Below are 14303 nucleotides of genomic sequence, written 5' to 3'. Positions count from 1 at the left end.
ATTAACCCCTCGAATATGATAGATCCTATTATACAAGAAAAAGATAAGCAAACAAAAAACGAGACCCGCAGGGGTCTCGTTTAAAATCATACTATTACTCAGTGATTGTAGAAACAACGCCTGAACCAACAGTACGTCCGCCTTCACGAATAGAGAAACGAGTTCCTTCTTCGATAGCGATTGTAGAAATAAGTTCAACGTTCATTTCAGTGTTATCTCCAGGCATAACCATTTCTACGCCTTCTGGAAGATGGATGATACCAGTTACGTCAGTTGTACGGAAGTAGAACTGAGGACGGTAGTTAGAGAAGAATGGAGTATGACGTCCACCCTCTTCTTTAGAAAGAACGTAAACTTCAGCTTTGAATTTGCTGTGTGGAGTGATTGTACCTGGTTTAGCAAGTACTTGACCACGTTGGATTTCTTCACGAGATACTCCGCGAAGAAGGGCACCAATGTTATCACCAGCTTCAGCGTAATCAAGAAGCTTACGGAACATTTCAACACCTGTAACAGTTGTTTTCTTGTTCTCATCTTGAAGACCGATGATTTCAACTTCGTCACCGACTTTAACTTGTCCGCGTTCTACACGGCCAGTAGCAACTGTACCACGACCAGTGATTGAGAATACGTCCTCAACTGGCATCATGAATGGTTTTTCAGTGTCGCGTTCTGGAGTTGGGATGTACTCATCAACCGCATCCATAAGTTCGAAGATTTTCGCTTCGTACTCAGCGTCACCTTCAAGAGCTTTAAGAGCAGAACCTTTGATTACTGGTACATCATCACCAGGGAAGTCGTATTCGCTAAGAAGATCGCGAACTTCCATTTCAACTAGTTCAAGAAGCTCTTCGTCGTCTACCATGTCGCATTTGTTTAAGAATACAACGATGTATGGTACACCAACGTTTTTAGAAAGAAGGATGTGCTCACGAGTTTGTGGCATTGGGCCATCAGCAGCAGATACTACAAGGATAGCTCCGTCCATTTGCGCAGCACCAGTGATCATGTTTTTAACATAGTCAGCGTGTCCTGGGCAGTCAACGTGTGCATAGTGACGAGTTTCAGTTTCGTACTCAACGTGTGCAGTAGAGATTGTGATACCACGCTCGCGTTCTTCTGGAGCACCATCAATTTGATCGTACGCCATAGCTGTACCTTTACCAGATTTCTTATGAAGTACTGTTGTGATAGCAGCAGTTAAAGTTGTTTTACCATGGTCAACGTGTCCAATTGTACCAATATTGGCATGTGATTTGGAACGGTCGAATTTTTCTTTAGCCATTCTAAAATCCTCCTTAAGAGCTTTTAATTAGTAATGTATAGAGTGATAGGAAGTGAAAGAAAGCTTTCACTTCCTCATCTTACAATAGTAGTTATACTTGAGTTAAGAGGCAAAATCAATTATTCGCCTTTATTTTTTTTGATAATTTCTTCTGCGACGCTCTTCGGCACTTCTTCGTAGTGATCCATGTGCATAGTGAACGTACCGCGACCTTGCGTATTAGAACGAAGTGCAGTAGCGTAACCGAACATTTCAGCAAGAGGAACCATAGCGCGAACAACTTGAGCGTTACCGCGTGCTTCCATACCTTCTACGCGTCCGCGACGTGAAGTGATATCACCCATGATATCTCCCATGTATTCTTCTGGAATAACCACTTCCACTTTCATGATTGGTTCAAGAAGAACTGGGTTACATTTGCTGACTGCATTTTTCAATGCCATAGAAGCAGCAACTTTAAATGCCATTTCGTTTGAGTCAACATCATGGTAAGAACCGTCGAAAAGTTTAGCTTTAATGTCGATAAGCGGGAAGCCTGCTAGTACACCATTTTCAAGTGCCTCTTCCAGACCTGCTTGAACAGCTGGGATATATTCACGAGGAACGACCCCACCGACAATCGCATTTTCAAATTCAAAGCCAGCGCCTTCTTCGTTTGGTTCGAATTCGATCCAAACGTGTCCGAACTGACCGCGTCCACCAGACTGACGTACGAATTTACCTTCAACTTTTGCACCGGTACGGAATGTTTCACGGTACGCAACTTGAGGAGCACCAACATTGGCTTCTACTTTAAATTCGCGTTTCATACGGTCAACAATGATATCAAGGTGAAGTTCACCCATACCAGAGATGATCGTTTGGCCAGTTTCTGGGTTTGTTTGAGTACGGAATGTAGGATCTTCTTCAGCAAGTTTCGCTAAAGCGATACCCATTTTATCTTGGTCAGCTTTTGATTTAGGCTCAATAGCAACGTCGATAACTGGTTCTGGGAATTCCATTGACTCAAGGATAACAAGATCCTTCTCATCACATAGAGTATCTCCAGTAGTTGTATCTTTTAGACCTACAGCAGCTGCGATATCCCCTGCGTATACAGTAGAGATTTCTTCACGGCTGTTAGCGTGCATTTGAAGAATACGTCCAACACGCTCACGTTTGCCTTTAGTAGAGTTTTTCACGTATGAACCAGAATCAAGTGTTCCAGAGTACACACGGAAGAACGTCAACTTACCAACGTAAGGGTCAGTCATAACTTTAAATGCTAATGCAGAGAATGGCTCTTCGTCAGAAGAATGACGCTCAATCTCTTCATTTGTATCAGGACGTGTACCTTTGATTGCAGCAACGTCAGTTGGTGCAGGAAGGTAGTCAAGAACAGCATCAAGTACTAGTTGAACACCTTTGTTTTTGAAGGCAGAACCAACAAGAACAGGGTAGAATTCAACATTTAATGTACCTTTACGAATTCCTGCTTTTAACTCGTCAATTGTGATTTCTTCACCCTCAAGGTACTTATCCATAAGCTCTTCATCAAGCTCACATACAGCTTCAATAAGGCTGTTGCGAAGCTCTTCAGCTTGCTCTTTGTACTCTTCAGGGATCTCTTTTGCATCAGAACGAGTTCCGAGGTCATCTTCGTAGAAATACGCAACGTTTTCTACAAGGTCGATGATACCTTCGAAGTTATCTTCAGCACCGATCGGCAATTGAATTGCATGAGCGTTTGCTTGAAGACGGTCTCTTAAAGTTCCTACAGAGTAAAGGAAGTCTGCACCGATTTTGTCCATTTTGTTAACAAAAACGATACGCGGTACTCCATAAGTTGTTGCCTGACGCCAAACAGTTTCTGTTTGAGGCTCAACGCCTGATTGCGCGTCAAGTACAGCAACAGCACCATCAAGTACACGAAGAGAACGTTCAACTTCAACTGTGAAGTCTACGTGTCCTGGAGTGTCGATGATGTTTACGCGGTATCCTTTCCACTGTGCAGTTGTCGCAGCGGAAGTGATTGTGATACCACGTTCTTGTTCCTGCTCCATCCAGTCCATTTGTGAAGCTCCTTCATGAGTTTCACCAATTTTGTGGATACGACCAGTATAGAACAAGATACGTTCTGTAGTAGTCGTTTTACCGGCATCAATGTGAGCCATGATACCGATATTACGAGTTTTTTCTAAGGAGAACTCTCTTGCCATTGGGTAATTTCTCCTTCCTTATTAGGAAATTGTGTTTTGTTAATCTATAAATACTACCAGCGATAGTGAGCAAATGCTTTGTTTGCTTCAGCCATCTTATGAGTGTCTTCACGTTTCTTAACAGCAGCACCAGTGTTGTTAGCTGCGTCAAGGATTTCGTTAGCTAAACGCTCTTCCATCGTTTTTTCTCCGCGAAGACGAGCGTAGTTAACTAACCAGCGAAGTCCAAGAGTCGTACGACGTTCAGGGCGAACTTCTACAGGAACTTGGTAGTTCGCACCACCTACACGGCGTGCTTTTACTTCAAGTACAGGCATGATGTTTTTCAATGCTTGTTCGAAAACCTCCATTGCATCATTGCCAGTACGTTCTTTAATGATATCGAATGACTTGTATAGGATTGTTTGAGACTTACCTTTTTTACCATCGATCATCATTTTGTTGATTAGACGAGATACAAGCTTAGAGTTGTAAATCGGATCTGGTAAAACATCTCTTTTTGCTACAGGACCTTTACGTGGCATCTGAATATCCTCCCTTCATCAATTATGCGTATTTTCGTATATTATTTTGCTTTAGGTTTTTTCGTACCGTATTTAGAACGGCCTTGTGCACGGTTTTCAACTCCAGCAGTATCAAGCGCACCACGAACGATGTGGTAACGTACCCCTGGTAAGTCTTTTACACGTCCGCCGCGGATAAGTACAACACTGTGCTCTTGCAGGTTGTGACCGATACCAGGAATGTAAGCAGTAACCTCGATTCCGTTAGTCAAACGAACACGAGCATATTTACGAAGTGCTGAGTTCGGTTTTTTCGGTGTCATTGTACCAACACGAGTACATACCCCGCGTTTTTGTGGAGAAGATACGTTAGTGTGCTCTTTTTTAAAGCTGTTGTATCCTTTGTTAAGTGCAGGAGACTTTGAGTTTTCTACTTTACTCACGCGTCCTTTGCGAATTAGCTGATTAATTGTAGGCATGAATTTTTCCTCCCTTCATTACGTTTTATAACCCACATACCCAGGTGGTTCATCAAAAGGCAAAAAAACAATGTCTTTACACAAGATGGAATCTTACGCAAAAACAAAAGTACGTTATAAAATAATGGCAACAGCGGCTGCTCCTACCTCAATTCCGCAGGCTTTGCCGAGCTTTTTCATGGATTCAACCATTGAGACAGAGATACCTTGATCTTCAGCAAGTGAAACAACACTTGACGTGAGTATCGGATCTGCGTCTTTTGCAACGACTACTTCCTTTACTGAACCTCGCTTTAGAGCTTTCACTGTTTGCTTCGTACCAATAATAATTGATTTGGCCTGTGATACTTTATCATAAGACATAAACATATCCTCCAAAGTAACAGGTTTATTTCGAGCACCTTGGTTATATTATCATTCTAGGAGACGAATGTCAACAAGGTATGACATTTTTTAGATTTGTTCTTCTCATAGAGTGACTTTTTCATAAATATATCTGCTGAAAGACTGTTTTTGCAGTCTTTCAGCAGAATGAAATCAGTTATTCAACCGGGACCATATCGTCAGTCGGCTGAACATTTGATACTGGTTTTACTTTACGGTATTTCATCATTCCTGTACCAGCTGGAACAAGCTTACCGATGATAACATTCTCTTTCAAGCCGAGAAGCTCGTCACGCTTACCTTTGATCGCTGCATCTGTAAGGACACGTGTTGTTTCCTGGAAGGAAGCAGCAGATAAGAATGAATCAGTTTCAAGAGATGCTTTTGTAATACCGAGTAAGACAGGACGGCCTGTAGCAGGTCGATTGCCTTCAAGCAATACCTTTTTGTTCGCTTCAGTAAATTGGTGAATATCAAGCAATGTACCAGGAAGCACATCAGTGTCACCGGCATCAATTACGCGTACTTTGCGAAGCATCTGGCGAACCATTACTTCTACGTGTTTATCACCGATTTCAACACCCTGCATACGGTAAACCTTTTGAACCTCATGGAGAAGATACTCTTGAACAGTCGTCAGGTCAGTCACTTTAAGAAGTTCTTTCGGATCGATTGAACCTTCTGTCAGTACTTGGCCTCGAGTAATTTTATCTCCTTCCGCTACTTTCAGGCGGGAGTTGTAAGGTGCCGTATAAGAACGTGTTTCCACTGCGCCTTGAACCACAATTTCCTGTTGCTTATCACGAACTTCATTGATCTCAACGACAGTACCGTCGATTTCTGTAATTGTTGCCTGACCTTTCGGATTACGCGCTTCGAAAAGCTCTTGGATACGCGGAAGACCCTGTGTGATATCGTCTCCGGCAACCCCGCCTGTATGGAATGTACGCATTGTTAACTGTGTACCAGGCTCACCGATTGATTGGGCAGCAATGATTCCGACAGCTTCACCGACTTCAACATCGGAGCCAGTTGCAAGATTTCGGCCATAGCATCGTTTACATACACCATGAGGCGTATTACATGTGAAGGCAGAACGGATCCACACTTCTTCAATGCCGGCTTCGACAATCTCCAGTGCTTTATCTTCATCGATCAGTTCGTTTTCATTCACAAGCACTTCACCTGTTTCAGGGTGCTTCACTTGTTTTCTTGCAAAACGTCCGATTAAGCGTTCTTCTAAGCGCTCAATTGTTTCAGTTCCTTCTTTAAGAGGCTTAGCAAGAATGCCTCGGTCAGTTCCGCAATCAGTTTCACGGATGATAACATCCTGCGCAACGTCAACGAGACGGCGTGTAAGGTAACCTGAGTCAGCAGTTTTAAGAGCGGTATCGGCAAGACCTTTACGCGCACCGTGTGTGGAGATAAAGTACTCCAATACTGTCAGACCTTCACGGAAACTTGATTTGATCGGCAACTCAATGATACGTCCAGCCGGGTTGGCCATCAGGCCGCGCATTCCGGCAAGCTGCGTAAAGTTAGATGCGTTACCACGGGCACCAGAATCACTCATCATGTAGATCGGGTTGAGTTCATCAAGTGATTTCATCAGTTTGCCTTGGATAACGTCTTTTGCAGCACTCCAGATAGAGATGACTCTCTCATAGCGTTCTTCTTCAGTGATAAGACCGCGGCGGAACTGCTTCATAACGTTGTCAACTTTGCTTTGCGCTTCTTCAAGAATTTCTTGTTTATCATCGAGTACGACGATGTCAGAAACCCCAACTGTAATACCAGCTTTTGTTGAATATTTGAAACCTAGGTTTTTCATGCGGTCAAGCATTTTAGACGTTTCCGTAATATGGAATCGTTTAAAGATTTCCGCGATGATTTTTCCCAGAATGCCTTTTTTAAACGGCGCATTGATTGGCTGCTGTGCGATAACAGCTTTAACGTCAGCACCTTTTTCTAAGAAGAAACGGTCAGGTGTTTTCTCTTCAATGTTGCTCTTCGTTGGTTCATTCATGTAAGGGAATGATTCCGGAAGAATTTCATTGAAAACAAGCTTACCGACAGTTGTAATTAACAATTTTGAGCGCTGTTCTTCGGTAAATGTCACATTCTTAAGTGAGTTAGCTGCAACAGCTACTCTCGTATGAAGGTGAACATATCCGTTTTGATAAGCAAGAAGCGCTTCGTCTGTATTCTTGAAGACCATACCTTCACCGACAGCACCTGCACGCTCAAGTGTCAGGTAATAGTTACCTAGTACCATATCCTGAGACGGTGTTACAACCGGTTTACCATCTTTAGGGTTCAAGATGTTTTGAGCAGCAAGCATCAAGATGCGTGCTTCAGCTTGTGCTTCAGCAGATAATGGTACGTGAACCGCCATTTGGTCACCGTCAAAGTCAGCGTTGTAAGCTGTACATACGAGCGGGTGAAGACGGATTGCGCGTCCTTCAACAAGCGTTGGTTCAAACGCCTGGATACCTAATCTGTGAAGTGTAGGGGCACGGTTCAGCAGTACCGGGTGCTCCTTAATAACTGATTCTAGTACATCCCAAACTTCAGGCTGCACGCGCTCAATTTTGCGTTTCGCACTCTTAATGTTATGAGCAAGACCTTTTTCAACAAGTTCTTTCATAACGAAAGGTTTGAAAAGTTCAAGCGCCATTTCCTTCGGTAATCCGCATTGGTACATTTTCAAATGAGGACCAACAACGATTACAGAACGTCCGGAGTAATCGACACGTTTACCAAGAAGGTTTTGACGGAAACGGCCTTGCTTCCCTTTCAGCATGTGAGAAAGAGATTTTAACGGTCTGTTACCAGGACCTGTTACAGGGCGTCCGCGGCGGCCGTTGTCAATTAGGGCATCGACAGCCTCTTGAAGCATACGCTTTTCGTTTTGAACGATGATGCTAGGCGCACCAAGGTCCAAAAGGCGTTTCAAACGATTGTTACGGTTGATGACACGACGATAAAGGTCATTCAAATCAGAAGTCGCAAAACGTCCGCCATCTAGCTGAACCATCGGTCTAAGCTCCGGAGGAATAACAGGAAGCACATCAAGGATCATCCAAGAAGGCTTGTTTCCTGAGTTACGGAAGGCTTCTAAAACTTCAAGACGTTTGATCGCACGAGTACGGCGTTGTCCTTGTGAAGTTTTTAGCTCTTCTTTTAACATATCAACTTCTTTTACAAGATCGATATCTTGAAGAAGTTTATGAATTGCTTCAGCACCCATAGATGCTTGGAATTTATTACCGTATTTATCAAGATAAGCACGATATTCTTTCTCAGACAGAAGCTGTTTCTTTTCAAGCGGTGTATTCGCTGGATCAGTTACAACGTAAGAAGCAAAGTAAATGACTTCTTCTAAAGCACGAGGTGACATATCCAGCACAAGACCCATACGGCTTGGAATACCTTTGAAATACCAAATGTGGGAAACTGGGGCAGCCAGTTCAATGTGCCCCATTCTCTCACGACGGACTTTAGCCCGTGTTACTTCGACTCCGCAGCGGTCACAAACTACGCCTTTATAACGAACTCGCTTGTACTTCCCGCAATGACATTCCCAGTCCTTAGTAGGTCCGAAAATGCGTTCGCAGAATAGACCGTCCTTTTCAGGTTTTAACGTACGATAGTTTATCGTTTCAGGCTTTTTCACTTCACCAAAAGACCATGAACGGATTTTATCTGGTGAAGCAAGACCGATGTTCATATACTCAAAATTGTTCACATCTAGCAAGGGGCCTACCTCCCTTTTTATCTTCGGATTAACCGATGTCACTTGCCTTTATAACTAGAGATTATTCTTTTGTTACTACATCGCGTTCAACGTCTGCAGATGCTGTTTCTTCCGGCTCTTCATCACCTGATAATGCCAGGCCGTCAGCTTGTTTCGCATCTTCTTCGTCTTCTAAATCTCTCATTTCTATTTCTTCTTCATCACCAGAAAGGATTTTGACATCCATACCTAAGCTTTGAAGTTCTTTGATTAATACTTTGAATGATTCCGGAACACCTGGTTCAGGAACATTGTCGCCTTTAACGATGGCTTCGTATGTTTTCACACGTCCAACTACGTCATCAGACTTAACAGTCAGAATTTCTTGAAGAGTGTAAGCCGCACCGTAAGCTTCAAGTGCCCAAACCTCCATCTCACCAAAACGCTGTCCGCCAAATTGCGCTTTACCGCCAAGAGGCTGCTGCGTAACAAGTGAGTAAGGACCTGTAGAGCGTGCATGAAGTTTATCGTCAACCATGTGAGCCAGTTTGATCATGTACATGATACCGACAGATACACGGTTATCAAACGGCTCTCCAGTACGTCCGTCGTAAAGCACTGTTTTGGCGTCACGAGACATGCCGGCTTCTTCAAGTGTTTCCCAGACATCCTCTTCTCGCGCTCCGTCAAATACAGGAGATGCAATGTGAATGCCAAGGTAACGAGCGGCCATACCCATGTGAAGTTCTAATACCTGCCCGATGTTCATACGTGATGGTACGCCCAGCGGGTTAAGCATGATATCAATTGGTGTGCCGTCAGGAAGGTAAGGCATATCCTCTTCAGGAAGAATCTTAGAGATAACACCTTTGTTACCGTGACGACCGGCCATTTTATCTCCTTCAGAAATCTTACGTTTCTGAACGATATATACGCGTACTAACTGGTTAACACCTGGAGGAAGTTCGTCTCCGTCTTCACGGTTGAAGACTTTAACGTCATGGATAATTCCGCCGCCGCCATGAGGCACACGAAGAGAAGTATCACGAACCTCGCGGGCTTTCTCGCCAAAGATGGCGTGAAGAAGGCGTTCTTCTGCGGTCAGTTCAGTTACGCCTTTAGGCGTTACTTTACCAACAAGAAGATCTCCGTCTTTTACTTCTGCCCCAATACGGATGATTCCGCGGTCATCAAGATTGCGAAGCGCATCTTCACCGACGTTTGGAATATCGCGAGTGATTTCTTCAGGTCCAAGTTTCGTATCACGTGCTTCTGATTCGTATTCTTCAATGTGGATAGATGTATAAACATCATCCTTCACTAGGCGTTCACTCATGATGATGGCATCCTCATAGTTGTAGCCATCCCATGTCATGAAGCCGACCATTACGTTACGGCCAAGTGCAAGTTCACCAAGCTCCATAGAAGGACCGTCAGCAAGGATTTCTCCTTTTACCACTTCATCGCCGACACTTACGATCGGACGCTGGTTGTAGCACGTACCTTGGTTAGAGCGGACAAATTTCAGCAGGCTGTATTTATCCAGGTTTCCTTTTACTTTTTGACCGTCTACTTCTTCATAACGGCGAACCCAAACGTTTTTCGCTTCTACGCGTTCAACGATACCAGGGTGTTTACAAATAACAGCGGCACCAGAGTCTTTTCCTGATACGTATTCCATACCAGTTCCAACAAATGGCGCTTCCGGCTGCATCAAAGGCACAGCCTGACGCTGCATGTTCGCTCCCATGAGGGCACGGTTGGAGTCATCGTTTTCTAAGAACGGGATACATGCTGTCGCAGCAGATACAACCTGCTTAGGTGATACATCCATGTAGTCTACACGATTTCTGGAAACAACGGTGTTCTCCCCGCGGAAACGAGCTACGATGCTGTCATCAATAAAGGCGCCTTCGTCATCAAGACGAGCATTCGCTTGAGCGACAACATAGTTATCCTCTTCATCAGCAGTTAAGTAATCGATTCTGCCCGTTACCTTCCCTGTTTCAGGGTCAACGCGGCGATATGGCGTTTCAATAAAGCCAAAACGGTTTACTTTTGCATAAGATGATAGTGAGTTGATCAAACCGATGTTCGGGCCCTCAGGCGTTTCAATCGGACACATACGGCCATAGTGGGAGTAGTGAACGTCACGCACTTCCATTCCGGCACGCTCACGTGTCAATCCGCCCGGTCCTAATGCAGACAGACGACGCTTGTGCGTTAATTCAGCAAGCGGGTTCGTCTGATCCATGAATTGAGAAAGCTGTGAGCTTCCAAAGAACTCTTTAATGGACGCAATAACAGGACGAATATTGATCAGTTGCTGAGGCGTAATTGTATTCGTATCTTGAATTGACATTCTCTCACGAACCACACGCTCCATACGGCTTAAACCGATACGGAATTGGTTCTGGAGAAGCTCGCCTACAGAACGTAAACGGCGGTTTCCAAGATGATCGATATCATCTGTGTCGCCTACTCCGTGCAGCAGGTTGAAGAAGTAGCTGATTGAAGAAATAATATCAGCAGGCGTGATGTTTTTAATCTCTTCTTCGATGTAAGCATTGCCGATTACATTAATAACCTGTTCTCCTTCTTGATCAGTCGGAGCAAAGATTTTAATTGATTGAAGAGTCACTTCATCTTCAACAACGCCGCCATTCGGATACAGCTTTCTAAAACCGATTCCGTTTTCTAAGTATGGCAGTACTTTATCAAGTGTTCTTCTATCAAGAATCTGGCCTTTTTCAGCAAGGATTTCTCCTGTTTCAGGATCAACAAGCGTTTCAGCAAGTCTCTGATTGAAGAGGCGATTCTTAATATGAAGTTTTTTATTAATTTTATAGCGTCCTACATTGGCAAGATCGTATCGTTTCGGGTCAAAGAAACGAGAATCAAGCAAGCTTTTCGCATTTTCTACTGTAGGCGGCTCTCCAGGACGGAGACGCTCGTAAATTTCCAGCAACGCTTTGTCGCTGTTTTCTGTGTTATCTTTATCAAGCGTATTTCGCAGGTATTCGTTTTCTCCTATGAGATCAAGAATCTCTTGATCGGAGCCGAAGCCGAGAGCACGCAAAAGAACCGTAACCGGCAACTTACGTGTGCGATCAATGCGGACATAAACAACATCTTTCGCATCAGTTTCGTATTCTAACCATGCGCCACGGTTTGGAATGACAGTTGCGGTAAAACCTTTTTTACCGTTTTTGTCTACTTTACCACTGAAATATACACTTGGAGACCGAACAAGCTGGGAAACGATAACGCGTTCCGCACCGTTAATGATAAAAGTACCTGTATCTGTCATAATAGGGAAATCACCCATGAAGACATCTTGGTCTTTTACCTCTCCAGTTTCTTTGTTAATTAAACGAACCTTCACTCTTAGCGGAGCTGAGTAAGTCACATCACGTTCTTTTGATTCCTCTACAGGATATTTAGGCTCACCTAAACTATAATCAATGAACTCAAGAGAGAGGTTACCAGTGAAATCCTCAATTGGTGATATGTCTTGAAACATCTCTCTAAGACCCTCATCAAGAAACCACTGATAAGAAGAGGTTTGAATTTCAATGAGATTTGGTAATTCTAACACTTCGCTAATGCGAGCATAGCTTCTGCGCTGGCGGTGTCGTCCATACTGAACTAGTTGACCTGTCAACTGATTCACCCCTCAAATCATGCGTATTATATGTGTAATAAGCATTTCTTCCAAAGAAAGAAAATACTTTTACAAGACAAAAGAAAAAAGGGTTTCTAATTAAGAAAACCACATCCAAAAACAAATACCGATTTTATTAGCATTTCCATACTTGTATAATTTATACATAGATATTGACAATTCATCATATCAAGCAAAATATATACATTGGCATTTTACAATATTAACATAGTTAAAATACCGAGTCAAACTTTTTTTGCTTTTATGATATAATAGCCTTTCTTTTTTTGAACGACGGAAACCTCATCGAACAGTTCCTCGAGCTTTTCAATAGCAGAAGGCGCGCCCTGCTTTTTCTGTATGACGATCCACAATTCACCTGAAGCTTTTAAGTGTTCAGCGCTTTTCTCAAAGATAGCATGGACAACTTTTTTTCCGGCTCGGATTGGGGGATTTGTAAGAATAGAAGCAAATGTTTGAGCAGAATCAACGTTTGAAAACAAATCGCTTTGATAAATCTTAACATTTGTTATTCCGTTTTGTTCCGCATTTTCATTTGATAGTTCTACGGCTCTCTCATTAACGTCAATCATGTGGATAGTCCGGTCTTTAAAGTCGCTGGCCAGCGATAAACCAATCGGGCCGTACCCGCAGCCTACATCCAAAAAGCTGCCCTCAACCTCAGGCTCTTCAAAAGAATCAATCAGCAGGCGGGAGCCGAAATCAACTTCTTTTTTAGAAAAAACCCCGCTGTCGCTGGTAAACGTGAAATCTTTATTCCGAAGCCTAAAAGACCAGGTTTGCTTGTTGCTTTTCACTGAAGGTTTTTCTGAATAATAGTGCTCACTCATTATTAGAACCTCCTTTTTTCATGGCTTAAAGAATGGCAAAGAAAAAGCTCGCCTCATAAAAGCGAGCTTCCCCTACAGGTAAGTGAAGATTACTTAACTTCTACAGAAGCGCCAACTTCTTCAAGTTTAGCTTTAAGCTCTTCAGCTTCTTCTTTAGCAATACCTTCTTTAAGTGGTTTTGGAGTGTTGTCAACAAGTTCTTTAGCTTCTTTCAAGCCAAGACCAGTGATTTCACGTACAACTTTGATAACTTTGATTTTTTGAGATCCTGCACCAGCAAGGATAAGATCGAATTCGCTTTGCTCTTCAGCAGCTCCGCCTGCAGCAGCTCCGCCAGCTACAGCTACAGGAGCAGCAGCAGTTACGCCAAATTCTTCTTCGATTGCTTTTACTAGGTCGTTCAATTCAAGTACAGTTGCTTCTTTAACGGAAGCAATGATTTCTTCGATATTTAAAGCCATTTGTAATTCCTCCATTTTGTTTTAATTTATGAAAAACTAATTAGATTAAGCGCCTTGTTCTTCCTTTTGTTCTGCCACAGCTTTTGCAGCAAAAGCAAGGTTGCGAACTGGAGCTTGAAGTACGCTAAGCAACATAGAAAGCAAGCCTTCGCGTGATGGAAGTTCAGCAAGAGCTTTCACTTCTTCAACAGTAGAAACTTTACCTTCGATAACGCCAGCTTTGATTTCAAGAGCTTCGTGATTTTTAGCGAAGTCATTAAGAACTTTAGCCGGAGCAACAACATCTTCAGTGCTGAATGCGATCGCGTTCGGTCCAGTTAAGAAATCATTCAAACCATTAAGCTCAGCTTGTTCAACCGCACGGCGAGTCATCGTATTTTTGTAAACTTTGAACTCAACGTTAGCTTCGCGAAGCTGTTTACGAAGTTCAGTTACTTCAGAAACGTTAAGTCCGCGATAGTCAACGATGATCGTTGATTTACTTTCTTTCAGTTTAGAAGCAATTTCTTCAACAACAACTTTTTTTGTTTCAATTGCGCTGCTCATGGTTACACCTCCTGTAGATTCTTGTGTAACACTTATACCGTTAGGTGATCACGACTGAGACGACGGATTCCATATAAAAAGCCTCCATGAGACATGGAGGCTGTATATACAAGCATACGTAACGTAATAGCTGTGATAATATACACCTCGGTAGGATAATTAAGCGGTTAGGCCCCTACTGTCTACGGTATAAATG

The 14303-nt window shown here is 43.1% G+C and carries 10 protein-coding genes and 1 other annotated feature (1 of these 11 only partly in view); all 10 genes read right to left on the bottom strand.

Annotated features, from left to right (window positions below; genetic code table 11):
- Positions 1-94: 94 nt before the first annotated feature.
- The 10 genes from tuf to rplJ all read right to left on the bottom strand — a co-directional run bounded on the left by tuf (position 95) and on the right by rplJ (position 14107).
- Entirely contained in the window at positions 95-1285 is a 1191-nt protein-coding gene (tuf, locus tag NSQ09_RS06195; protein WP_017695827.1) for an elongation factor Tu, read from the bottom strand.
- A gap of 119 nt (positions 1286-1404) precedes the next feature.
- Positions 1405-3483: an elongation factor G gene (fusA, locus tag NSQ09_RS06190; protein WP_017695826.1), complete on the bottom strand. Its 2079-nt coding sequence runs from the start codon at positions 3481-3483 to the stop codon at positions 1405-1407.
- A gap of 53 nt (positions 3484-3536) precedes the next feature.
- A complete protein-coding gene (gene rpsG, locus NSQ09_RS06185) occupies positions 3537-4007 on the bottom strand; it encodes a 30S ribosomal protein S7 (protein ID WP_003225784.1) in 471 nt (156 codons plus the stop codon).
- A gap of 41 nt (positions 4008-4048) precedes the next feature.
- Entirely contained in the window at positions 4049-4465 is a 417-nt protein-coding gene (rpsL, locus tag NSQ09_RS06180) for a 30S ribosomal protein S12 (protein ID WP_003225781.1), read from the bottom strand.
- A 114-nt stretch (positions 4466-4579) separates the two neighbouring features.
- Positions 4580-4828 carry a 50S ribosomal protein L7ae-like protein gene (locus tag NSQ09_RS06175; RefSeq protein WP_003225778.1) on the bottom strand — a complete coding sequence of 83 codons (249 nt, stop codon included), beginning with the start codon at positions 4826-4828 and terminating at the stop codon, positions 4580-4582.
- A 178-nt stretch (positions 4829-5006) separates the two neighbouring features.
- A complete protein-coding gene (rpoC, locus tag NSQ09_RS06170; RefSeq protein ID WP_004399688.1) occupies positions 5007-8606 on the bottom strand; it encodes a DNA-directed RNA polymerase subunit beta' in 3600 nt (1199 codons plus the stop codon).
- A 61-nt stretch (positions 8607-8667) separates the two neighbouring features.
- Positions 8668-12249: a DNA-directed RNA polymerase subunit beta gene (rpoB, locus tag NSQ09_RS06165; protein WP_009966326.1), complete on the bottom strand. Its 3582-nt coding sequence runs from the start codon at positions 12247-12249 to the stop codon at positions 8668-8670.
- A gap of 245 nt (positions 12250-12494) precedes the next feature.
- The gene (locus NSQ09_RS06160; RefSeq protein ID WP_041337888.1) at positions 12495-13100 is read right to left on the bottom strand and encodes a class I SAM-dependent methyltransferase; all 606 of its coding nucleotides are present in this window, start codon (positions 13098-13100) and stop codon (positions 12495-12497) included.
- An 89-nt stretch (positions 13101-13189) separates the two neighbouring features.
- Positions 13190-13561, bottom strand: a complete 372-nt coding sequence (rplL, locus tag NSQ09_RS06155; protein ID WP_003156436.1) for a 50S ribosomal protein L7/L12 — start codon at positions 13559-13561, stop codon at positions 13190-13192.
- A 45-nt stretch (positions 13562-13606) separates the two neighbouring features.
- Positions 13607-14107, bottom strand: coding sequence for a 50S ribosomal protein L10 (gene rplJ, locus NSQ09_RS06150; protein WP_014478622.1), 501 nt, complete (start codon positions 14105-14107; stop codon positions 13607-13609).
- Positions 14108-14172: 65 nt separating this feature from the next.
- Positions 14173-14303, bottom strand: a sequence feature (ribosomal protein L10 leader region) (it continues 10 nt past the right edge of the window).

Origin of the sequence: Bacillus sp. FSL W8-1202 (assembly GCF_038006165.1) — a bacterium.
GTDB classification, from domain to species: Bacteria; Bacillota; Bacilli; order Bacillales; family Bacillaceae; genus Bacillus; species Bacillus subtilis.
Note: the sequence above shows the minus strand (reverse complement) of the source record. Positions and strands in the feature narration are given on the sequence as shown.